At 65.7% G+C, this 20,977-nt stretch carries 26 protein-coding genes; 14 read left to right on the top strand and 12 right to left on the bottom strand.

The window, feature by feature from the left end; all coding sequences use genetic code 11:
• Positions 1 to 9: 9 nt before the first annotated feature.
• The 3 genes from JQ633_RS11345 to JQ633_RS11355 all read right to left on the bottom strand — a co-directional run bounded on the left by JQ633_RS11345 (position 10) and on the right by JQ633_RS11355 (position 3,607).
• Complete coding sequence (locus tag JQ633_RS11345) at positions 10 to 1,038, bottom strand: polysaccharide deacetylase family protein (RefSeq protein WP_211985107.1); 1,029 nt, start codon at positions 1,036 to 1,038, stop codon at positions 10 to 12.
• Positions 1,039 to 1,211: 173 nt separating this feature from the next.
• Positions 1,212 to 1,781: a glutathione peroxidase gene (locus tag JQ633_RS11350; RefSeq protein ID WP_211985108.1), complete on the bottom strand. Its 570-nt coding sequence runs from the start codon at positions 1,779 to 1,781 to the stop codon at positions 1,212 to 1,214.
• 191 nt (positions 1,782 to 1,972) lie between these two features.
• Complete coding sequence (locus tag JQ633_RS11355; RefSeq protein WP_211985109.1) at positions 1,973 to 3,607, bottom strand: L,D-transpeptidase; 1,635 nt, start codon at positions 3,605 to 3,607, stop codon at positions 1,973 to 1,975.
• 244 nt (positions 3,608 to 3,851) lie between these two features.
• On the opposite strand from JQ633_RS11355, the gene JQ633_RS11360 reads away from it, so the two are divergent.
• Positions 3,852 to 4,403 carry a CreA family protein gene (locus JQ633_RS11360; RefSeq protein ID WP_211985110.1) on the top strand — a complete coding sequence of 184 codons (552 nt, stop codon included), beginning with the start codon at positions 3,852 to 3,854 and terminating at the stop codon, positions 4,401 to 4,403.
• 43 nt (positions 4,404 to 4,446) lie between these two features.
• On the opposite strand, the gene JQ633_RS11365 is transcribed toward JQ633_RS11360, so the two are convergent.
• Positions 4,447 to 4,662: a hypothetical protein gene (locus tag JQ633_RS11365; RefSeq protein WP_349631551.1), complete on the bottom strand. Its 216-nt coding sequence runs from the start codon at positions 4,660 to 4,662 to the stop codon at positions 4,447 to 4,449.
• 357 nt (positions 4,663 to 5,019) lie between these two features.
• Between JQ633_RS11365 and JQ633_RS11370 the strand changes: the two genes are divergently transcribed.
• The gene (locus JQ633_RS11370; RefSeq protein WP_211985111.1) at positions 5,020 to 5,175 is read left to right on the top strand and encodes a hypothetical protein; all 156 of its coding nucleotides are present in this window, start codon (positions 5,020 to 5,022) and stop codon (positions 5,173 to 5,175) included.
• A gap of 38 nt (positions 5,176 to 5,213) precedes the next feature.
• Positions 5,214 to 5,612: a hypothetical protein gene (locus tag JQ633_RS11375; protein WP_211985112.1), complete on the top strand. Its 399-nt coding sequence runs from the start codon at positions 5,214 to 5,216 to the stop codon at positions 5,610 to 5,612.
• Between the two features lie 62 nt (positions 5,613 to 5,674).
• Here JQ633_RS11375 and JQ633_RS11380 read toward each other — a convergent pair whose 3' ends face one another.
• Genes JQ633_RS11380 through JQ633_RS11390 form a run of 3 tightly spaced genes read right to left on the bottom strand, consistent with a single transcriptional unit; the run spans position 5,675 to position 7,633 of the window.
• Positions 5,675 to 5,920, bottom strand: coding sequence for a DUF6719 family protein (locus tag JQ633_RS11380; protein ID WP_211985113.1), 246 nt, complete (start codon positions 5,918 to 5,920; stop codon positions 5,675 to 5,677).
• A gap of 11 nt (positions 5,921 to 5,931) precedes the next feature.
• A complete protein-coding gene (locus JQ633_RS11385) occupies positions 5,932 to 6,084 on the bottom strand; it encodes a hypothetical protein (RefSeq protein WP_211985114.1) in 153 nt (50 codons plus the stop codon).
• Between the two features lie 46 nt (positions 6,085 to 6,130).
• On the bottom strand, positions 6,131 to 7,633 hold the full coding sequence (locus JQ633_RS11390; protein WP_211985115.1) for a PLP-dependent aminotransferase family protein: 1,503 nt from the start codon (positions 7,631 to 7,633) through the stop codon (positions 6,131 to 6,133).
• Between the two features lie 72 nt (positions 7,634 to 7,705).
• Here JQ633_RS11390 and JQ633_RS11395 point away from each other — a divergent pair, with 72 nt between their 5' ends.
• From JQ633_RS11395 to kynU, 5 genes are all read left to right on the top strand, one after another.
• On the top strand, positions 7,706 to 8,431 hold the full coding sequence (locus JQ633_RS11395; RefSeq protein WP_211985116.1) for a pyridoxamine 5'-phosphate oxidase family protein: 726 nt from the start codon (positions 7,706 to 7,708) through the stop codon (positions 8,429 to 8,431).
• Between the two features lie 54 nt (positions 8,432 to 8,485).
• Positions 8,486 to 9,763: an ArgE/DapE family deacylase gene (locus tag JQ633_RS11400; RefSeq protein WP_211985117.1), complete on the top strand. Its 1,278-nt coding sequence runs from the start codon at positions 8,486 to 8,488 to the stop codon at positions 9,761 to 9,763.
• 150 nt (positions 9,764 to 9,913) lie between these two features.
• A complete protein-coding gene (locus JQ633_RS11405) occupies positions 9,914 to 10,723 on the top strand; it encodes an alpha/beta hydrolase (RefSeq protein ID WP_211985118.1) in 810 nt (269 codons plus the stop codon).
• A 43-nt stretch (positions 10,724 to 10,766) separates the two neighbouring features.
• The gene (kynA, locus tag JQ633_RS11410; RefSeq protein WP_211985534.1) at positions 10,767 to 11,606 is read left to right on the top strand and encodes a tryptophan 2,3-dioxygenase; all 840 of its coding nucleotides are present in this window, start codon (positions 10,767 to 10,769) and stop codon (positions 11,604 to 11,606) included.
• A gap of 10 nt (positions 11,607 to 11,616) precedes the next feature.
• Entirely contained in the window at positions 11,617 to 12,831 is a 1,215-nt protein-coding gene (kynU, locus tag JQ633_RS11415; protein ID WP_211985119.1) for a kynureninase, read from the top strand.
• A gap of 100 nt (positions 12,832 to 12,931) precedes the next feature.
• Here kynU and JQ633_RS11420 read toward each other — a convergent pair whose 3' ends face one another.
• On the bottom strand, positions 12,932 to 13,726 hold the full coding sequence (locus tag JQ633_RS11420) for a cobalamin-binding protein (RefSeq protein ID WP_211985120.1): 795 nt from the start codon (positions 13,724 to 13,726) through the stop codon (positions 12,932 to 12,934).
• A gap of 120 nt (positions 13,727 to 13,846) precedes the next feature.
• On the opposite strand from JQ633_RS11420, the gene JQ633_RS11425 reads away from it, so the two are divergent.
• Both JQ633_RS11425 and JQ633_RS11430 read left to right on the top strand, forming a co-directional pair.
• Positions 13,847 to 14,245: a PaaI family thioesterase gene (locus JQ633_RS11425; protein WP_211985121.1), complete on the top strand. Its 399-nt coding sequence runs from the start codon at positions 13,847 to 13,849 to the stop codon at positions 14,243 to 14,245.
• Positions 14,246 to 14,388: 143 nt separating this feature from the next.
• The gene (locus JQ633_RS11430) at positions 14,389 to 15,012 is read left to right on the top strand and encodes a GNAT family N-acetyltransferase (protein WP_211985122.1); all 624 of its coding nucleotides are present in this window, start codon (positions 14,389 to 14,391) and stop codon (positions 15,010 to 15,012) included.
• An 88-nt stretch (positions 15,013 to 15,100) separates the two neighbouring features.
• On the opposite strand, the gene JQ633_RS11435 is transcribed toward JQ633_RS11430, so the two are convergent.
• The 3 genes from JQ633_RS11435 to JQ633_RS11445 form a co-directional block, all read right to left on the bottom strand.
• Positions 15,101 to 15,409 carry a hypothetical protein gene (locus JQ633_RS11435; RefSeq protein WP_211985123.1) on the bottom strand — a complete coding sequence of 103 codons (309 nt, stop codon included), beginning with the start codon at positions 15,407 to 15,409 and terminating at the stop codon, positions 15,101 to 15,103.
• An 89-nt stretch (positions 15,410 to 15,498) separates the two neighbouring features.
• A complete protein-coding gene (locus tag JQ633_RS11440) occupies positions 15,499 to 15,798 on the bottom strand; it encodes a putative quinol monooxygenase (protein ID WP_211985124.1) in 300 nt (99 codons plus the stop codon).
• 18 nt (positions 15,799 to 15,816) lie between these two features.
• Positions 15,817 to 16,500: a DUF2161 domain-containing phosphodiesterase gene (locus JQ633_RS11445; RefSeq protein ID WP_211985125.1), complete on the bottom strand. Its 684-nt coding sequence runs from the start codon at positions 16,498 to 16,500 to the stop codon at positions 15,817 to 15,819.
• Between the two features lie 137 nt (positions 16,501 to 16,637).
• Between JQ633_RS11445 and JQ633_RS11450 the strand changes: the two genes are divergently transcribed.
• The 4 genes from JQ633_RS11450 (at position 16,638) to JQ633_RS11465 (ending at position 20,257) form a co-directional block, all read left to right on the top strand.
• The gene (locus JQ633_RS11450; protein WP_211985126.1) at positions 16,638 to 16,982 is read left to right on the top strand and encodes a GrlR family regulatory protein; all 345 of its coding nucleotides are present in this window, start codon (positions 16,638 to 16,640) and stop codon (positions 16,980 to 16,982) included.
• 8 nt (positions 16,983 to 16,990) lie between these two features.
• Complete coding sequence (locus JQ633_RS11455; RefSeq protein ID WP_211985127.1) at positions 16,991 to 17,686, top strand: hypothetical protein; 696 nt, start codon at positions 16,991 to 16,993, stop codon at positions 17,684 to 17,686.
• A gap of 126 nt (positions 17,687 to 17,812) precedes the next feature.
• Positions 17,813 to 19,477, top strand: coding sequence for a thiamine pyrophosphate-binding protein (locus JQ633_RS11460; RefSeq protein WP_211985128.1), 1,665 nt, complete (start codon positions 17,813 to 17,815; stop codon positions 19,475 to 19,477).
• 9 nt (positions 19,478 to 19,486) lie between these two features.
• Positions 19,487 to 20,257 (top strand): SDR family NAD(P)-dependent oxidoreductase, encoded by a 771-nt coding sequence (locus JQ633_RS11465; protein ID WP_211985129.1) that lies wholly within the window; start codon positions 19,487 to 19,489, stop codon positions 20,255 to 20,257.
• 12 nt (positions 20,258 to 20,269) lie between these two features.
• On the opposite strand, the gene fabG is transcribed toward JQ633_RS11465, so the two are convergent.
• Positions 20,270 to 20,950 carry a 3-oxoacyl-ACP reductase FabG gene (gene fabG / locus JQ633_RS11470; protein ID WP_211985130.1) on the bottom strand — a complete coding sequence of 227 codons (681 nt, stop codon included), beginning with the start codon at positions 20,948 to 20,950 and terminating at the stop codon, positions 20,270 to 20,272.
• Positions 20,951 to 20,977: the final 27 nt, after the last annotated feature.

A 20,977-nucleotide genomic window follows, 5' to 3' on the forward strand; every position in this document is an offset into this window, starting at 1 on the left:
CGATGCGGCTTACTGGTCGACTGTCGTGACGACGCTGTTGACCGGCCGCGAGGTTACGGTCGGCAGCTTGACGTCCTTGGCGAGCTCCTGCTCGTATTGCGGCAGCACCGTCACCGGGAACTTGGCGCGCATCGCGACCACCTTGTAGCCGCCGGCCTTGAGCTGCTTGAGGAGTTCGGGCAGCGCCTCGGCGGTGTGCTTCTGGAAGTCGTGCATCAGGATGATGCCCTTGCCGAGCTTGTTCAGCTTCTTCATCACGGTGTCGATCACCTGCTGCGGCTTGCTCGATTTGAAGTCGAAGGAGTCGAGGTCGCAGGAGAAGATCGCGATGTTGCGGTTGCCGAGATAGGTGACCATCTCCGGCGGATGCTGCAGCGCCGGGAAGCGGAAGAACGGCGAGGGTGAGGCCTCGAGCGCCCATTTGACCGCGGCATAGCCGCGCTCGATCTCGTCCTTCTTCTGGTCTTCGGTCAGCTTCTTGTTGTTGAGATTGGCGTGCGACCAGGTGTGCGCGCCGACGGTGTGACCCGCGGCATAGACCTGGCGCAGGATCTCGGGATGGTAGGTGGCGTGCTTGCCGATCGGGAAGAAGATGCCGGTGGTGCATTCATCCGCCAGCGCCTTGAGCACCGCCGGCGTGTTGACCGGCCACGGACCGTCGTCGAAGGTCAGCACCACCTCGTGGTCGCGCAGGAAGTCGAGCTGCTTGAAATGCTCGAAGCCGAAGCCCGGACCGCCCGTGGTGTCGATCTCGACGGTGCGGCCGACGCCGAGCGCGTTCGGATTGTTGCAGGCGGCGCGCGCCGGTTGTGGCGGCTGCTTCGGCGGAGCCGGCGCGGCGGCCGCGGTGGCAGGAGCAGGGGCTGCGGCCGCCGGGGCAGGCGCGGCTGCCTGTGGCGCGGCGGCGGGGGCCGGTGCGGCGCTCTTGGCGGCTGGTGCCGGCGCGGCGCCCTTGGCGGCCGGTGTCTGTGACCAAGCCGCGCTCGACGCGAGCAACGACACTGTTCCCGCGAAAATCAGACCTGCCGCAATGCGCATGGCGTGTTCCCTGCTGATCCCGCTCCCGGTGCCGGCTTTGCCGTGACCAGGCCGCTTCGTCGCCCCCACCGATGATACCCTAGTCGGATCAGCGGCGCCAAGGCAATGAAGGCGGCGGGTTCGCGTCCAAAATCCTTGCGGGATCAGTTAATTCCGGGGATTGCTGTCCCCGCTCAAGCCGCCGTAAGTGCCCGTGCGATGCCGGCCTTGATGCGCGTGTCATCCGGCGCGACCGACTCAGGAAAGACGTCGGCGATGTAGCCGTCGCGGCCGATCAGGTATTTGTGGAAGTTCCAGCGCGGCACGTCCTTCGGCCGCACCTCGGCTGCCCAGCGGTAGAACGGATGCGCGTTGCCGCCCTTGACCACCGCTTTCGCAGCCATCGGGAAGGTGACGCCGTATTGGTGCTGCGCAGTCTCGGCGATCTCGGTTGGACCGCCGGGCTCCTGGCCGCCGAAATCATTCGACGGTACGCCGATGATGACGAAGCCGCGCTCGCGGAATTCACTCCACACCTGCTGCAGGCCGGCATATTGGGGGGTGAAGCCGCAGAGCGAGGCCGTGTTGACGATCATCATGGGACGGCCGGCATAGTCGGCGAGCTTGATGTCGCCGCCCGACAGTGCGGGGAATGAGAAGGCGTAGGCGGTGATGCGGCTGATCGCGGGCTGCTGCGCATACGATGTCCGCGCGCCTGCGGCCGCGGCCAGTCCGGCAACGATCAGTATCCTGCGGTCGATCATGAGCATGTCCCCGAACGGATTTGGCGGGGATCATAATGCAGGGGCCGAGCTCGAGGCTTCAAGAAGCCGTCATCATGGCCGGACCCGTAGCCGGATGAAGCGAAGCGCAATCCGGGAACGGTCTATCCGCGCAGAGCGGCCCCGGATTTCGCTTCGCTTCATCCGGGCTACGAGGTGCCCGCGTGGCGAGATCAGCGCAGCGGCACGATGAAGTCGGTGCCTTCGCCGGTCTCGCCGGAATTGACGCCGAGGTCGGAGACGATGATCGATCCGCCGCTGCCGAGCGCCTCGCTGATCCGCGCCATCGCATCGGCGGGGATCGTGATGCGGTCGAGCGCTTCGGCCGGGCTGTCCGGCGCAGGCTGCGGCTTCGCCTCGGGGACGGCGGTGGCTGGGCCCGCCATCTTGCGGCGATGCGTGGGACGCTCCTCGTCGTCGGTCCGCGCGACATGGCGTGCCGGCAGCGAGACCACGCTCCAGCGCAGCAGGTTGGTGTCGGTCTTGTCGGCTTCCGCCGTGAACACGTGGGTGCCCAGCGGACGATCGCTCGGCGCGATCGTCACCGGCACCTCGAACAGCGGCGCGAAGTTCTGCCGCACGTAGAGCTTGGAGTCCTTGCGGCTGATGTACACCGCGATCTGGCCGGCGCGCTTCGACGTATCGGCCTTGGCGAGGCCCGGCAGCCGGGCCGAATCCTTCTTCGCGTCGGGTGTATCGGCCGCGGTCGCGGCGGGCTTATCTGCCGGCTTGTCGGCCTGCGCGGACGTGTCGGCCTTGGCGGCCTCCGCTTTCGCTCCGTCGGGCTTGGCTTCGACTTTGGTTTCGACCTTGGCTTCAGCCTTCGCATTGTCGGTGGCCGAGACCTCGGTCTTCGCGGCACCCTGTGCTTCGCCCACCGTCTTGTCGTCGGCGGCCGGCTTGGTCGTCGCGGCCGCGGCGTTGTCGCCGGCGGCGCGGGCGGGCGCGTCCGACATCGTCACCGATGCGCTGGCTGGCGGCATCGCACTGCTGGCGTCGGCGGTGTGGGTGTTGTCGCGCAGCGACGCCGGCACTTCGGCATGGCCGACGCTCGAGCGCAGTTCGATGCTGCTCTCCGGCTTGTCGGCGCCCTTGTCACCCTTGGCGCCGAATGGCGCATCCATCTTCAGGACGTCGTCGGCGACCGGTACGACCTTCTGGGTCACCAGCAGCGGATGCGAGAAGCTTTCGGGCGTGACCGTGCCGGGCGTGATGATCACGCGGGCACCCATCCTCGTCCAGTTGTACATCTTGACCGCGAACGCGTTCGGCATGCGGATGCAGCCGTGCGAGGCGGGATAGCCGGGCAGCACCCCGGCGTGCATCGCCACGCCCGACCAGGTGATGCGCTGCATGAACGGCATCGGCGCGCCGCTATAGATGTTGGAGCGGTGGAACTTCTGCTTCTGGATGACGCTGAACACGCCCATCGGGGTCGAATGCCCCTTCATCCCGGTCGAAACCGGGCTCTCGGCGTACAGGCCGTTGCTGTCGTAGACCCGCACCGTCTGCTGGTCGATCGAGATCGCGATCACCAGCGGCCCCTGTGGCTTGGCGCCGGTTTCCTTCGCAAGGACAGCATCGTCCTTCTTGGCCTTCGCTTTCGCGCGGCGCGGCTTCTGACGGTAGGCTTGCTGCGCCGGGTAGGCCTCTCCGTAATACCCGGAGTCATACCCGTTCCAGTAGTAGAGGGCTGCATCGGCATGCGAGGATGTGCCGACCGAGGCGGCGGCGGTCAGAAGCGCTAACTGCCAAAACCGCCTGTTCGCAACATCACGAATCGAAATCCGACCTTCGCTCGCGCGCATTTTCCGAATCCAGTCCAACTATTCCTTGGTTGTCGCAGACGGGGAACGCGTTCACCAGCGCAAGCGATCTAACCCTTCCGTGATCCCGATTTTTTCGCCGAAAGCGTAGCAAAAAAGCCTCACATAAGGTTAAAGCGCCGCCCGTGATCGCCGAACCGTTGGCGACTTCCGGTGCGGCGTTTTGCACCCTACATAGGCGCCGGTGGCGAGGTGGCGCTGTTCGCGCCCTCCAGCGGAGAGCTTTATGACATCGAGACTTGTGAACTTGTGTGACCTGCGACACCTGTCTCGGTTGGGAGGCGCATTGCTGCTTCTGGTTGTGGCGCTGGCCGGGCCCGCCGTCGCGGCCGACGAGCCGGATCTGATCTTCCGCCGCTCGACGGTATTCAAATGGCTGAGCCCGAACGACAAGCTCGCGACCTATGGCGTCGACGACCCCGAGGTCGAGGGCGTCGCCTGTCACTTCACGGTTCCGGAGAAGGGCGGCTTCAAGGGCTGGCTTGGCCTCGCCGAGGAAGTCTCTGATATCTCGCTGGCTTGCCGGCAGATCGGGCCGATCCAGTTCAAGGACAAGATGAGCCAGGGCGACGACATGTTCCGCAAGCGCCGGTCGCTGTTCTTCAAGAAGATGCAGATCGTCCGCGGCTGCGATGCCAAGCGCAACGTGCTGGTCTACATGGTCTATTCGGATCGGCTGATCGAAGGCTCGCCGAAGAATTCGACCTCGTCGGTGCCGATCATGCCATGGGGGCAGAGCGATGCCGCCGTGCAGAAGTGCGGCGACTTCATTCAGTAGCTCATAGAAGGACTTGGCCCGTGAAGCTGACGCGGCGGCCGAGCTAGCTGTCGGTCTGGCCGAACTGCTTCACGCGAGGTGTGACGCCGGGCCGGACCCTCGAATCGCGGCAACCCACCAGGCGGACCAGCTTCTGCTGGGCGCATTCATTGTCGCCCATCACACGCGTGCCCTGCTGCGACATCGCGCCCGCCATCTGTTCCTGAGCGGGTTTGCGGGTCGGGGATTCATTGCCAACACCGATGTTGCCATTGCCCACGACTGATATCCTTCGCTGGATCGGGATAACCAAAACGCGTCACTGCGGGATTGGTTGCACGGTATTCGTATGAGTCGGCCGAGCCGCGGTGCGGTTCACCGGCGGCTCGAAACGCCTCCCGCTTGTCTGAGCACGGCAATGTTAAGAAAGCGCAAGTTGGGCCGCAGACGCTGCGCCAGCACTGAAAACATTGATCTTTTCTCCGCAATGTTTCGTGGCGGTCTTGGCTGACGAAACAATTCCCGGGGCGACGAAACCATTTTCCGCTTTTGGCGCAGAACTCCGGAAACGGCGGATCGTTATCAAACCGTCAACAAACGGCGGCGGACGCCGATCAGGAATAGCGGAGACGATCACATGCGGACCATCAGCTTCATCCTCGCCTTTGTCATTGTGATGGGCGGAACGTCGCTGGCTGGGACCACGGACACCGGTTTGCCCGGGATCGGCACCTTCTCCTATAACGGCTCGCCGGTCGTGACCGTCGCGCCGATGGTTGTTGCCGCCAACTGATGCCGACACCCCAAAGAGAAATGCCGGTAAGGCTCCGCATGTCGCTCCGTATCCTTTCCCTCGCGATGTTCGCATCGCTCGCTCTGGCCGGCACCGCGCAGGCGCAGTCCAAGCTTCCCCTCGAATCGATGCAGATCCGCTCGCTGTTCAAGATGCCGGAACCGCGCGACGAATTCGTGCGTCAGTGCGCGCCGCACATGCTGGGCCGCTGGGCGCATCCCGAGGCTGTCTGCGGCTGCTTGCACGACCATGCCGCAGCGACTGTCGACGATCCCGATCTGCGCCAGGCGCTGCTGCGCGGCATCAGCGAGACCGGCGTACCGACGATCGAGACCGCCTGGGTTCCCGAGGCGAAGCAGTCCGAGATCGGCCCGACCTTCACCAAGATCGCCAAGCCGACGCTGCAATGCATGTTCGAGCCGCTGGCCTCGAACTGAGTGACAGTTCCTGAAGGTGATGCAAGGGCGCCTCGCGAAAGCGGGGCGCTTTGCTTTTGGGCCTACTTCTTGGCGAGCCGCGGCACGCAGGAGCGGGTGCGCACCACGCCGTTCTGGCTCAGCTTGGAGCCGACCACCTGCTTGATCTGCCCGGCCGGGCACGATCCGTCGTCGACCAGCACGCGCTGTCCGACGCGCAGGTCGACGATGTCGGCCTCGCGCATGAGGGCCTGCTGTGCGGATGCGGATGCAGTGACTGCGAGCAGTGCGACGGCGCCGGCCAGCGCTGCGAAATGAATGCGCGGCATCGCGATGTCCCTCACTTGTTCTGGATCTTCACGCCGTCGGGGCCGACATTGATCTGCAAACCCTCGGGCTGCTTTTTCGCATCGTAGAGCTTGTAGCCAAGCAAGCCGACGATCAGGATCAGTCCGCCGATCACGAGATACAGGACGTTGCGATTGGCGGGCATCCGGTATCTCCGTAGCTACACTGACTGAACGTGCGCGCGACCTTAGTCAGGTGGCTCCGATTCTCATAGGCCGCCGCGGCCTTGCAGATGTCCTGCGAGCCGCGCGCAGCGCGACGAGCGTTGCCTTCGCCAATTGTTCCGCCGAAGCGACGAGCTGCGGAACCGGATGGCCGGAGAAGCCGAGCACGAATCCCGGCAGCGGCCGCGCGCGATGATAAGTCTCGGCGAGCAGCCAGCCGCCGACGCCCGCAGCTACCTTTGCCTGCGATGCAACGAGCGGATCGATCGACGGATCGAGCCGCGCCACGAGATGCAAACCTTGCGAAGGTACGGGAACGGTGAGCTCGCCTTCCGACGCGTTCGCAAGCGTCGAGGCCAGCACGTCGCGCGCCTCGCGATAGAGTTTTCGCGCCTTGCGCAGGTTCGCAGCGAAGGCACCGGAGTTCAGCATGTCGGCGACCGCGCCTTCCATCAGCGTCGCGGGAAAGCGGTCGAGCGCGGCACGCGCCGCCGTCACCGGGCCGATCAGTTGCTCGGGCAGGGCGCAGTAGCCGATGCGCAATCCCGGAAACAGCGTCTTGGCGAAGGTGCCCATGTAGATCACGCGGCGCAGCTGATCGATGCCGGCGAGCGACAGCAGCGGCGCGCCGTCATAGCGGAACTCGCTGTCGTAATCGTCCTCGAACACGAAGGCATCGGCCGCCTTGGCCCAGTCGAGCAGCTCGAGCCGGCGCGGCATCGACATCTGCACGCCGAGCGGAAACTGATGCGACGGCGTGACGTAGGCCGCGCGTGCCGCAGGCGCCGATGCGCGGCCCTTGTCGACGCGCATGCCCGATGCGTCGACCGGCACCGACACCGGGCGATAACCGCAATGCTCGATGGCGCGCCGCGCCGCCGGATAGCCGGGATCCTCGCACCAGACCTGGTCGCCAGGCTCGAGGATCGCGCCGAGCACGATCCGCAGCGCGTGCAGCGTGCCTGAGGCGAGCATGATCTGGTCGGGATCGCAGCGCAGCCCGCGCGCCGACAGCAGATGATCCGCAATCGCGGCGCGCAGTTCGCGGTTGCCGCGGGGATCGCCGTAATGGAGATGCTCCGGCCCGAAGGCGCGCAGCCGCCGGCCGGCAAACGCGCGAAAGCGCTGCAGCGCGCGCTCGTCGATATGGGTGCAGCCGAGCGACAGCGGGCTGTGCTGTGGCGGTTCGATCGTGATCTTCGCGCGCCGCGGCGTCGCCGCCTGCGCCGGGATGCGCGCGGCGACGAAGGTGCCGGAGCCGACCGTTGCCTCCGCAAAGCCGTCGGCGATCAGCCGCTCATAGGCCGTGGTGACGGCGTTGCGGCGAAAGCCGGTCTGCCGCGCAAGGCTCCGCGAAGGCGGCAGCGGCTCACCTGGCTTGACGATGCCGCCGATGATCGCGTGGCAGAGCGCCTGATAGAGCCGGTGCTGCGAGGCGGCACCCTGCGTCACATGCGGACCGGCGAGGTCGAGCGGCAGCTCGGATTTTCGCGCTGAAGGCTTGGGCAGATTGGTCGGAATAATTCGCATGGAATTGGCACTATCGCAGACCAAATCGCCGGCTACAACTATCAGCAGATTCCAGATTTCGCGAGGCCAGCCGTGACCGAAGGCGCATCGACTCCGTCCTATCCGACATCGTCCCGCAACCGCGTGAAGCGGCGCCACGACCGCGGCTTCTACGACCACGCCACGGTGCACAGGATTTTGGACGCCTCGATGCTGTGCCACGTCTCCTACGTGATCGACGGCCAGCCGTATTGCACGCCGACCTTCTTCTGGCGCGAGGGTACAAGGCTCTACTGGCACGGCTCCAGCGCGAGCCGGATGCTGGAGAGCCAGTCCGAGGGGCAGCGCGTCTGCCTGACCGTCGCGCATCTCGACAGCCTCGTGCTGGCGCGTTGCGGCTTCAACCATTCGGCGGACTATCGCGCGGTGATGGCGTTCGGCACCGCCTATCTCGTGACGGATCCCGAGGAGAAGGAGCGCGCGATCGTCGCGATGGTCGACCGCTTCTTCCCGGAACGCACCGCGAGCCTGAGGTCGAGCAACCGGCAGGAGATCAAGGCGACCTCGTTCATCGCGATGGAGATCGAGGAAGCCTCGGCGAAAATTCGCGCCAAGGGCGTCGCCGATGACGACGAGGATTACGAGTTGCCGATCTATGCCGAACGCATCCCGGTCCGCACCGTGCTCGGCGCGCCGGAACCGTGTCCGCGGCTGCTCGACGGGGTGACGCGGCCGGCGACGCTCGACGGCTATACGGAGGGACGGCTGCTCGACGATGCATTGCGGGATGCATATTTTGCGCATTACCCGGCCGGCTGAAATCGGGTTACGCTGCGGCTCCCGCCTGTTTGATCTCCCCGATGGAGCTGCCGCATGACTGCCGAGACGCAACAACGAATCCTTGATGCCGTCGACGACGCGTTCGATGCGCAGCTCGCGACGACGGAGGAGTTCGTCTCGATCCCCTCGACCCGCGGCGCCGAGGGCCCGTGTCAGGACATGATCGGCGACCTCCTGCGCGAACGCGGCTATGAGGTCGACGACTGGCATATCAATCTCGACGATCTGAAAGACCTGCGCGGCTTCGGCCCGATCGAGCACGATTTCTCCAAGGCCCGTACCGTGGTCGGTACCTACCGGCCCGCCACCAACGCCGGCAATTCGCTGATCATCCAGGGCCACTGCGACGTGGTGCCGACCGGGCCGCTCGATATGTGGGAGACGCCGCCGTTCTCGCCGATCATCAGGAACGGCAGGATGTACGGCCGCGGTGCCTGCGACATGAAGTCGGGCACCATCGGCGCGCTCTATGCGCTGGATGCGATCAAGGCGGCCGGTCTGAAGCCCACCGCACGGATTCATTTCCAGTCGGTGATCGAGGAGGAGAGCACCGGCGTCGGCGCGCTCTCGACCCTGCAGCGCGGCTATCGCGCCGATGCCTGTTTCATCCCGGAGCCGACCAGCGGCAAGATGATCCGCTCGCAGGTCGGCGTGATCTGGTTCCGCCTCAAGGTGCGCGGCTTCCCGGTGCATGTGTTCGAGGCCGGCGCCGGCTCGAACGCGATCATGGCGGCGTATCATCTGGTGCATGCGCTGGAGAAGCTGGAGATCGCCTGGAACGAGCGCGCCAAGGCCGACCGTCACTTCAAGGACGTCAACCATCCGATCAACTTCAATCCCGGCATCATCAAGGGCGGCGACTGGGCTTCCAGCGTGCCGGCCTGGTGCGACGTCGATTGCCGGATCGCGGTGCTGCCGGGCTGGTCGATCGCCGAGTGCCAGAAGGAGATTTTGGCCTGCGTCTCGGCGGCGGCGCGCGACCACCGCTTCCTCTCCAACAATCCGCCGCAAGTGGAGTGGTCGGGCTTCCTGTCGGAAGGCTATGAGCTGGTCAATTCCGCGGCGCCCGAGGCGGCGTTCGCCAAGGCGCATCAGAAGGTCTATGGCGGCGCGGTGGAAGACCGCGCCTTCACCGCGCTGACCGACACGCGCTTTTATGGGCTCAACTACGAGATCCCGAGCCTGTGCTTCGGCGCGACCGGCGCGGCGATGCACGGCTTCAACGAGTATGTCGAGCTCGACTCGCTGCGGCAGTCGACCAAGGCGACCGCGCTGTTCATCGCCGAATGGTGCGGGGTGGAGAAGGCGTAAGCTCTTTTCTGTCATGGACGCGGCGTTCTCTTGCTTGCTTGCAAGAGGGTGCCGGGGCTCCAGACATTTTAAGTCTAAAATAAATGCTGGCCGGAGCGCTTCGGCGATGGCAAAGTGCTTCCGATCGACGGCGAATGTTCGGGAGCCATCATGCGCGATTGGGATGATGCCTATTCAAATTCGGCTCACGTGCCGGGCTCGGACAAGCTGCCGGCGCAATGGGCGGAACGCGCGGCGGCTTATCGCGCCGGCCTCAAATCATTCAAGCCTGATATCGCCTATGGATCGGGCGAGCGGCAACGTCTCGACCTGATCCTGCCCGACTGCGACAGCAAGGGCCTCGTCGTCTTCGTCCATGGCGGCTACTGGATGCGCTTCGACAAATCGTCGTGGACCGACCTCGCCGAAGGTGCGCGAAGCCACGGCTGGACCGTAGCGCTGCCGAGCTACACGCTGACACCCGCCGCGCGCATCTCCGACATCACGGCCGAGATCACTGCCGCGATTGCCACGGCTGCGGCGCAGGTCTCAGGCCCGATTCGGCTCGCCGGTCATTCCGCGGGCGGCCATCTGGTGACGCGCATGCTATGTGAGGACAGCCGCCTCGAACCCGAGGTCTACAATAGGATCGCGGCGACGCTGTCGATCAGCGGCTTGCACGACCTGCGGCCGCTGCTGAAGACCGCGATGAACAAGACGCTCGGCATGACCATGGAGGAGGCAACGCGCGAGAGCGCCGCGTTGCACCTGCCGCGGGGCAACTCGCCGCTCACCGCCTGGGTCGGCGGTGCCGAGCGGCCCGAGTTCATCCGCCAGGCGGAGCTGATGGCCAACGTCTGGACCGGCTTCGACGTTCCGACGCACCTCGTCATCGACCCTGGGCATAACCATTTTACCGTTGTCGATGGGCTGAAGGATCCATCTTCCGACATCACGAGATGCCTCGTCGGCCTCGATTGAGGCCGCGGATCGATCGAGAGGACGTGTCATGAGCGGCAACGACATGGGCAGCAACGACTACGATCCCAGGGCCGAGGGCGCCGAGACCGACTTCACCCGGAAAATGTCTTACGGCGACTATCTGCATCTCGATGCGCTGCTCGGCGCCCAGCACCCGATTTCCGACGCACATGACGAGATGCTGTTCATCATCCAGCATCAGACCTCCGAGCTGTGGATGCGGCTCGCCATCCACGAACTCAGCGCCGCCCGCCGCGCGATCGCCCGCGAGGACGTGTCGCCGGCGATGAAGATGCTCGCGCGGGTCTCGCGCATCTTCGAGCAGTTGAACAACGCGTGGGACGTGCTGCGCACCATGACGCCCAGCGAATACACCCATTTCCGCTCAAAGCTCGGACAATCCTCGGGCTTCCAGTCGTTTCAATACCGGCTGATCGAATATCTACTCGGCAACCGCAATGAAGCGATGCTGAAGCCGCACGCGCATGATGCCGAAGTGATGGCGTTGCTCGAGACCGAGCTGGCGACGCCGAGCCTCTACGACGAGGTGCTGCGGCTGGCCGACCACAAGGGGCTCACGATGCCGGCTAGCGTGCTGTCGCGCGACGTCCGCGAGACCCATCACTTCGACGAAGGCGTGCTGCAAGCCTGGCGCCGCGTCTACGAGGCGCCGGAAGCCAACTGGATGCTCTATGAGCTCGCCGAGAAGCTGGTCGACTTCGAGGATTATTTCCGTCGCTGGCGCTTCAATCACGTGACGACGGTGGAGCGCGTCATCGGCTTCAAGCGCGGCACCGGCGGCACCGGCGGGGTCAGCTATCTGAAGCGGATGCTCGAGGTCGAGCTGTTTCCCGAATTGTGGCGTGTCCGCACCATCCTGTGAGCGAGTGGCCATGACCGAAGCGAAGTCGCAACTGCGCGTCTATGACGACACCAGGGCCATGTTCCATCTGCCTGCTGACGTCATCTATCTCGACGGCAACTCGCTCGGTCCGCTGCCGCTCGGCGTCGCCGACCGCGTGGCGCATGTCATCACGGCCGAGTGGGGTGAAGAGCTCATTCGTGCCTGGAACCGCGCCGGCTGGTACGTGCAGCCGCGCCGCGTCGGCGATCGCATCGCCCGCCTGATCGGCGCTGCGCCTGACACGGTGATGATGGGCGACACGCTGTCGCTCAAGGTCTATCAGGCGCTCGCGGCCGGGCTCGAGATGAACCGGGAGCGCAAAATCGTGCTCTCCGACACCGGCAATTTCCCGACCGATCTCTACATGGCGGAAGGGCTGATCGCGACGCTCGGGCGCGGCCATCAATTGCGCCTGGTGGCGCCGGAGCAGGTCGAGGCGGCGCTGTCGGACGAGGTTGCGGTGCTCTATCTGACCGAGGTCGACTATCGCACCGGCCGCCGTCACGACATGCGCGCGCTAACCGCCAGGGCGCATGCGCTCGGCATCGTCACGGTCTGGGACCTGGCGCATTCGGCGGGCGCGCTGCCGGTCGATCTCGCCGGCGTCGGCGCCGATTTCGCTGCCGGCTGCACCTACAAATATCTCAACGCCGGCCCCGGCGCGCCGGCCTTCCTCTACGTCGCGCCGCGTCATGCCGATCAGGCGCGCGCTGCGTTGTCGGGCTGGATGGGCCATGCACGGCCGTTCGCCTTCGATCTTGGTTATCAGCCAGCCGGCGGGGTCGAACGCATGCGCGTCGGCACGCCGCCGGTGCTGGCGATGGCCGCGCTGGAGGCATCGCTCGATATCTGGGACCGCGTCGATATAGCCGAAGTCCGCGCCCGCTCGCTGGCGCTCGGCGACTTGCTGATAGACGAGATTGCCCGACGCTGCCCGTCGCTGACGCTGGTGACGCCGCGCGAGCACGCGCAGCGCGGCTCACAGGTCTCGTTCGCCCTCGCCGGCGGCTACGCCGCGATGCAGGCGCTGATCGCCCGCGGCGTGATCGGCGACTTCCGGGCGCCTGATATCATGCGCTTCGGGATCACGCCGCTCTATATCGGCGAAGCCGAGGTGACGAAGGCGGCGGAGATCATCGACGAGGTGATCAATGGGGAGGTGTGGCGACGGCCGGAATATCAAGTTGTTAATCCGGTGACGTGAGCAACGAACGCAGTTGCGTAGGGTGGGCAAAGCGAAGCGTGCCTACCATCACGAGCACGTCGTGAATGGTGGGCACGTCGCTTGCGCTTCTTTGCCCACCCTACGGATTCTGTGGATCCGGCCACAGTGCCGCGATGATCGCATCCAGCCCGTCGGTCAACGCGGCGGGGCCGGGCTGCAGGATCAGCGGCGACTTGATCTCGACGATGCGATCCTTGCGGACCGCCGGAATGTCGCTCCAGCCGTCGCGGGCCCTGATGCGGTCGGGCACGACTTTCTTGCCGCACCAGGACGCCAGGATCACGTCGGGCGCCGCGGCGCGCACGACGGCTGGCGCGACAATGCGATCCCTGGCCGCCTTGTGTGCGCGCAGATGCGGCAGCGCGTCCTCGCCGCCGGCGATCTCGATCAACTCGGAGACCCAGCCGATGCCGCTGATCAGGGGATCGTCCCACTCCTCGAAATAGACCTTTGGGCGCGGTGCCGGACGTGGCTTGGCCGCGATCGCGACGAGCCGCTGTTCGTAGCCTTGCGCGAGCCGCTCAGCGCGATCGGCGGCGCCGACCATCGCGCCCAAGGTGCGGATCATCGCAAGGATGCCGGCGAGGTCGCGCTGGTTGAAGACATGGACGGCGATGCCGGCGCGCACCAGGTCGGCGACGATGTCGGCCTGCAGGTCGGAGAAGGCGAGCACCAGGTCCGGCTCGAGTGCGAGGATCTTGGGGATGTCGGCGGAGATGAAGGCCGAGACCCGCGGCTTCTCGCGGCGCACCTGCGGCGGCCGCACCGCATAGCCGGAGACGCCGACGATGCGGTCCTGCTCGCCGAGCAGATAGAGCGTCTCGACCGTCTCTTCGGTCAGGCAGACGATCCGGCGGGGAGGGAAGTCGCGCATGCCGAAGCTATGCAGGGACGGCGGCGGGTTGTCACGCCGCCATTACCTCGGACGTCATTGCCTGATTTACCCGCGGCGTTCATGCTCGGCTCAGAAGAACCGTACTGCCCGGAGAACCTGATGACGCCGCTCGAGAAGATCCAGTCGATGAAGATGCCGTTCGCGGAACTGAAGGGCATCGTCTTCACCGAGGCCGACAAGGATCGCGTCGTCGCCAGGATGGTGGTGCGGCCGGACCTCTGTACCCTGCATCACACCATCCATGGCGGCGCGGTCATGGCGTTCGCGGATTCGGTCGGCGCTGCCGCCACTGTCATCAACCTGCCCGAGGACGCCAAGGGCACCACGACGCTGGAAAGCAAGACCAACTTCATCGGCGGCGCCAAGGAGGGGACCGCGGTCATCGCGACGGCCACCCCGGTGCATCGGGGACGGCGGACCCAAGTCTGGCAGACCCGGTTGGAAACGGAGGATGGCAAGCTGGTCGCGATCGTGACCCAAACCCAGATGGTATTATAATGCGATGACCATGATGTGATTTATCAATCACCTCATGGAATATTTAAATGAATCTGAGTACTTGAATTATATGGTGCAGCGCACAATATAGCTCGTGCTAGGGATTCGACGCCTCCTCGAGGGCTACCAAGAGGAGTTATGAAATGAACTATGATTCCATCCGTCCGCCGTCCGCCAAGGGCACTGTGCGGACGTTGAGTCAGCAGGAGGAGCTTCCTCTGCTGCGCGATCATCTGCTGCGCCTGGACCGGAGCAGCCGCCATGATCGCTTTCATGGCTTCATCGACGACAGTTTCATCCGCCGCTACGCCGAGCGTTGCGCCAACGACGGTACCGTCATCATCGCCTATTTCGAGGATGGCGTGGTCCGCGGCGCGGCCGAGCTGCATCCGCCGGAGCAGTCGCCGGATGCCCAGCCCGAGATCGCCTTCAGCGTGGAGCGGTCGGTGCGACGGAAGGGCGTCGGCAGCATCCTGTTCCGCAAGCTGATCGCCGAGGCGCATGCCAAGGGCTACACCTGCCTGCGCATCACCACAGGCGCGCAGAACGATGCGATGCGGGCGCTCGCCACCAAGTTCGGCGCGCAGCTGACCTTCCGTCACGGCGAGTCGACCGGCAGCATCGACCTGACCGAGCAGGACCAGCCGGAGCCGGCAGCAGCCGCAGCCGCGATCACGCCGGTCGAGGCCGCTCGGGCGATCGTCGACATGAACCGCGCCTATTGGCGGATGGTGATGCAGATGTCGGGCTGGGGCCGCGCCGCCTGACGTCTCCACATCGAGAAGAGAGCCACAGCAAAAAGGGCAATTCGCTCAGCGAATTGCCCTTTTGTTTTAAGCTGGCGGTTGGTGAGGTTCAGGTGCCGGTGCGCTTGCCGAGCACGACCTTGCGCACCACGCGGCGCTCGACCACGACGGAGCGCTGTGCACCCTGTTCGCCGGCGATCACGCGGGTCGCGGTGCCGGTGCGGGCGCTGACGCGCGCGGTCTTCTTGACCTCCGCAAGCACGTCCTCGTAGGGCAGACCCATCAGCGCCGAGGCGATCTCGGCCTGGGCCTCCACGTCATCGGTGATGCCGACGGCCGCGAAGATGGCTTCCTCCAGCGTCGGCGGATCATGCCGCACACGCCGCGTGCCGTACTTGGTGTTCCAGTCTCCGCTCATCGCCGCCTCGTTCTTGAATCGCGAGAGATACGTAAGCGTACCAATGTTGCATTGCAATATGAATGTGGCATGGCAATCCAGCCATGCAACTAGAGTCTCTCGATCTTGTGAGCGTCGTAAAGGTCGATCGAGGTCGCGCCGTCGGTCAGGGATTGCAGCGCGCGGACGAAGTCGCGCGAGGCGGGGACGGTGAAATGCGCCGCCAGTGCCGCGCGGTCGGCCCATTGCTCGAAGAACACCAACCTGAGCGGATTCTCGCAGTCGACATGGACGGCGTGCGAGATGCAGCCGGGCTCGCCGCGCGAGCGATGGACATGCTCGAGGCTGAGGCGGCGCACCTCATCAAAACTGTCGGGGCGCGCGGTGACGCTTCCGGTGACCACGATCACGTTTGTCCCCCTCTCGTTTTACGGGGCGGCTTCCGCCCTCGAAAAATCCGCCGGCTGCTGCGGCCAGCGCTTCAGCGCGGCACGGCCGGCATCGGTCAGCACGTAGATGCCGCGCTCGGCGCGGTCGAACCAGCCATAGACATTGTGCAGCAGGATCTTGCCGGCGTCTGGAATATCCGCGCGCAGGTCGCGCACCTTGCGCGGCCCGTCGGAGAGCGCGGAGGCGCAGGCCAGCGCCTGCTGGCGGTAGGCGGTCATGATCGGCGCGCGGGTCGAGCCGCCCAGCACCGGATCGCCCTTGCGCTTGTTGTGCTCGGCGATCAGGCGTGATCGTTTCTTCGGATTGCGCCTGATCGAGGTGGTCGGCGGCGGCACCAGCACCTCGACGTCGCCGCGATCGGTGACGCCGAGCATGCCGAAGCCGAGCCGCCGGCACAGATTGCGATAGCGCGCATCGCTCTCGCGCCCCTTGCCGCGAGCGGACATTTTTGCGGCGATCCAGACCTCGTCGGCGGCGGCGGCGCGGTCGACCGCCTGCAGGATCAGTTCGAGATTGAAGGCGAGCTTGAGTTCTCCGATCACGACCAGCGGCGGTTCGCCGTCGCTCAGCGCCACCAGATCGCAGCCGCCGACTTCGCCCTTGACCGTGAAGCCGAGCTTTTCGAGGAAGCGTTTGACGGGCAGATAAAGCGTGGTTTCCAACGGGCAAGCTCCGGCGGCGCGTGAAGCCGCGACTCATTGCAGCAGCATAGCCCGGATGACCCCCACGATGCGGGCGGTATTTGCCCGGGGCGCGGTCCAGCGGCTATTCTCGGAACCGGGACAAGGCACATCACCTCATGATCCGGAACGGGCTCTATCACATTACCGTCGAATTCCTCGATGGCGTCTCGGGCGGCAACCAGGGCGTCATGGTGGTGCGTGATGGCCAGCTCCGCGGCGGCGACTCGTTCTTCTTCGCCCATGGCAGCTACACGGCCGCTGACGGCAAATGGAAGGGGGAGGTCACCAACGAGGAGCACTCGCCGACCTATGGCGAGCGTCCGGTGTGGGAGCGCAAGGTCGTCACGATAGGATTTACCGGCAGCTATACCGACGAGGCCGCCGAAACCGAAGGCATCGCGCTCGCCGGCAAACAGAGCATCCGCTTCAGGTCGAAGCTGCGGCTGCTCGTTCCAGACTGATCGCGCCGATGCGGAACGGGCTCTACAAGGTCGAGGTGACGAGCGGGCGCGGCTTCGGCCGCGGTGTCGTCGTGGCGCGCGACGGCAGGGTGTTTGGCGGCAACGGCGGCTATGCCTTTGCCGGCGGCGCCGTTGGATCGAGCGAAGAACCCGGTTTCGAGATCGCCACCGTGCGGCGGAATATCGGCGGTGATTACCGGCCGATCGACGGTGTGGCGCCCTTCGTCTTGCAGGGACAGCGCGACGCAACGGGCTATCGCCTTGCTGGAAATACGCCGCTGCTCGGCGGCGAGGTCACGGCCGTCATGAGCGCATTGAGCGAAGACGCGGCGCCGCCGGCGCGCCCGAGCGGCCCTGACGGAATCGTCAACGGCCTCTATTCCCTGACCATCCGCATGCTCGACGGCATCGACGGCGGCAACACCGGCCTGATGCTGCTGCACGACGGCAGTATCCGCGGCGGCGACGCGTATTTCGCCTATCTCGGTGCGTACGAGAGCGCCGGCGGCCGCTGGAAGGGCGAACTGATCAACCACGAGCACACGCCGAGCCAGGGCGAGCGCCCGGTGTTCGGCGGCAAGGAAGTCGGCATCGGCTTCTCCGGCACCTACGACGTACATGGCGCGATCGGCGAAGCCACCGCGCTCGCCGGCAAGCGCAGCATCCGGTTTCATGCGGTGCTCAGGAAACTCGTGACGATCTAGCGGTGTTGCGCGCTCTATAGCCATGCGGCGCGCGCAACGGGCCGCGCGGTGGCGAACCGTCTCGCGCGGTTGCCTTGGGCAGCTCCGCAGCCGATGATGCCGAAAAAGCGGAACAGAGAGGAAGCGATGCGTGGACGCCGTGTGCTGATGGAATCGTTCGTGTCGCACGGCGTGCGTCATATCTTCGGTAATCCCGGCACCACGGAAACGCCGCTGCTCGACAGCCTGCCGGCATTCCCGCAGCTCGAATACATCATGGCGCTGCATGAAGGTGTCGCGGTCAGCGCCGCCAGCTTCTATGCGCAGGCGTCGGGGCGCGTCACCGTCGCCAATCTGCACGTCGCTCCCGGCCTCGGCAACGGCATCGGCTCGCTCTACGGCGCGCTGAAGGCAAATTCGCCCGTGGTCGTGACAGCCGGTCAGCAGGACACGCGGATGCGGCTCAACAATCCGCTGCTCGGCCACGACCTCGTCGCAATGGCGGCGCCGGTGACGAAGTGGAGCGTGCAGATCGAGCGCGCCGACGAGATCGCACCGATCATGCGGCGTGCGTTCAAGGTGGCAACCGACGCGCCGCAGGGCCCGGTGTTCGTCTCGCTGCCGATCGACGTGATGGAACAGGAGACCGCGGTCGATGCGTCGACGCCGGATCGGCTGTGGCGATCGACGCGCCCTGATCCGGCCGGCATCGAAGCATTGGCCGCGCTGCTGCTGAAGTCGAAAAATCCGGCGATCATCGCAGGCGATGACGTGGCGCGATCGGGCGGCGAGCAGGCGCTGGTGGCGCTCGTCGAAGCGATCGGCGCTACCGTGTGGTTCGAAGGGCTGCGGCATCACGCGCCGTTCCCGACCAGCCATCCGAGCTACCGTCAGTCGCTGCCCGGCGACGCCAGGCAGGTGCGCAAGGCGCTCGGCGATACCGATCTCGTGCTGCTGATCGGCGGACCGTTCTTCGAGGACATCTGGTTTGCGCCTGATGGCCATATTCCTGACGGCGCGTCGTTGCTGCAGATCGAATCCTCAGCCGAGCGCCTCGCACTCAACAACCGGCTTGATGCCGGTATCGTCGGAGATATCGCCGTCAGTCTCAGCGAGCTGACGGAGGCGTTGCGCGCAAAGGCAGGCGCGGACTTCAGGCAGGCAGCGCAGACCCGCAATGCCGCGCTAGCCGAATTGCAGGCGAGGGAGAAGGAAGCCTATCGCGCGCGCGTCGAGAAAAGCTGGAACCGGCAGCCGAGCTCGATGCCGCGCGTTACCGCGGAGCTGCGCCGCGGTCTGCCGGACAACGTCGTCATCGTCGATGAAAGCATCACGGCCAGCCTCGATCTGGCGCGGGCCTTCGACTATCGCGGCTTCGGCGATTATTTCGGCGGTCGCGGCGGCGGCATCGGCCAGGGCATTGCCGGCGCGATCGGCGTCAAGGTCGCGATGCCGGATCGTCCGGTCGTCGCGATCTCCGGCGACGGCTCGGCGATGTATGCGATCCAGGCGTTGTGGACCGCCGCGCACCACAAGCTTGCAATCGTGTTCGTGGTGCTTGCGAACCGCGAGTACCGCATCCTCAAGCACAATGTGGACGTCTGGCGCCAGAACTTCGAAGCCGGCACCCAGCATCCGTATCAGAACATGGATATCACCGGTCCGTCGCTCGACTTCGTGCATCTCGCAGCCGGCATGGGTGTCGAGGCGGTCAGGGTCGAGCAGGCCGACGACATCGCCGGCGCAGTTGCAACGGCTGTCGCGGCGCAGCGGCCGTACCTCGTCGAGATCGCAATCGAAGGAAAGCGCTAGGAGTTTCTCATGGCAGGCATTCTGGACGGCAAGGCCGCATTGGTGACGGGCGGCGGCTCCGGCATCGGCCGGGCGACCGCGATCGCGATGGCGCGCGAAGGCGCGCGCGTCGCGGTGTCCGACCTCTCGAAGGAGGGGATCGAGGAAACGGTCGCGCTGATCAACGCCGCCGGCGGCCAGTCGATCGCGATCCAGGGCGATGTCACCGACGAGGCTCATGTCGCGAACATGGTAGCGCGCACGGTTGCCGCGTTCGGGCGCATCGATTGCGCATTCAACAATGCCGGCGTGGCCGGACGCTCCGTCGGCCCGCCCGGCCAGCGCATTCACGAACTCACGCAGGCATCCGTGGCCAAGATGTTCTCGGTGAACCTGATGGGCGTGTTCCTGTGCCTGAAGTACGAGGTCGCACAGATGCTCAAGCAGGGGGGCGGCGGCGCGATCGTCAACACCGCCTCGATCGCCGGTCTGATCGGCCTCGCGACGTCGGGCCATTATGTCGCGACCAAGCACGGTGTCGTCGGGCTGACCAAGAGCGCGGCGATCGAATATGCCCAGGACGGCATCCGCGTGAATTGCGTCAATCCCGGATACATCAAGACGCCGATGACCAAGGAGACGATGGACGAACGATACGACGAGATCATCGCCAAGGTGCCGGTGCGCCGGCTTGGCGTGCCCGAAGAGATCGCGGAAGCCGTGGTGTGGATGTGCTCGGACAAGGCGTCCTTCATGACGGGCGCCTCAAATGTGGTCGACGGCGGCTACAGCGCGGCCTGAAACGCGTGGGCTCTAGACCCGCCCGTTCACCGGCAGCAGCGCGCCGGTGACCGCGCTGGCGGCGTCGCTGGCGAGGAACAGGATGACGTCGGCGAGCTCCTTCGGCGTCACCCATTTGGAGACGTCGGCCTTCGGCATCGCGGCGCGGTTGGCTGCGGTGTCGATGATCGAGGGCAGCACGGCGTTCACCGTAACCTTGCCCTTGAGCTCCGCGGCGAGCGACTCGGTGAGGCGGTGCACGCCGGCCTTCGAAGCGGCGTAGGGGCCCATGCCGGACGCCGCCTGCAAGGCGCCGAGTGCGCCGATATTGATGATGCGCCCGGCGCCGCTCCTGGTCAGGTGCGGGATCGCGGCCTGCGACGTGTTCAGCGCCGTCATCACGTTCATCGCGTACATGCGCTGCCACGTCCTGGGATCGCCGTCGGTGACGGCTTCGAAGGTGAAGCCGCCGGCGATGTTGATCAACCCGTCGAGCCGGCCGAAATGCGCGGCCGCCTTGTCGATCGCCGCCTTGGCCTGCACGGCGTCCGTGAGGTCGGCGCCGCCGAGTTCGATGCGCTCCGCCGTCGCCGCGGCTGACGATGCGGCGTGATCGATGCCCGCGACGCGCGCGCCGCGCGCAAGCGCTTCGTCGGCGACCACCTTGCCGAGCGCGCCGAGGGCGCCGGTGATGACGATGGCTTTTCCGTTCATGGTGGTCTCCGTGACAGCAAATGGCAG

This window comes from Bradyrhizobium tropiciagri (assembly GCF_018130505.1).
In the GTDB taxonomy this organism is placed as follows: domain Bacteria; phylum Pseudomonadota; class Alphaproteobacteria; order Rhizobiales; family Xanthobacteraceae; genus Bradyrhizobium; species Bradyrhizobium tropiciagri_B.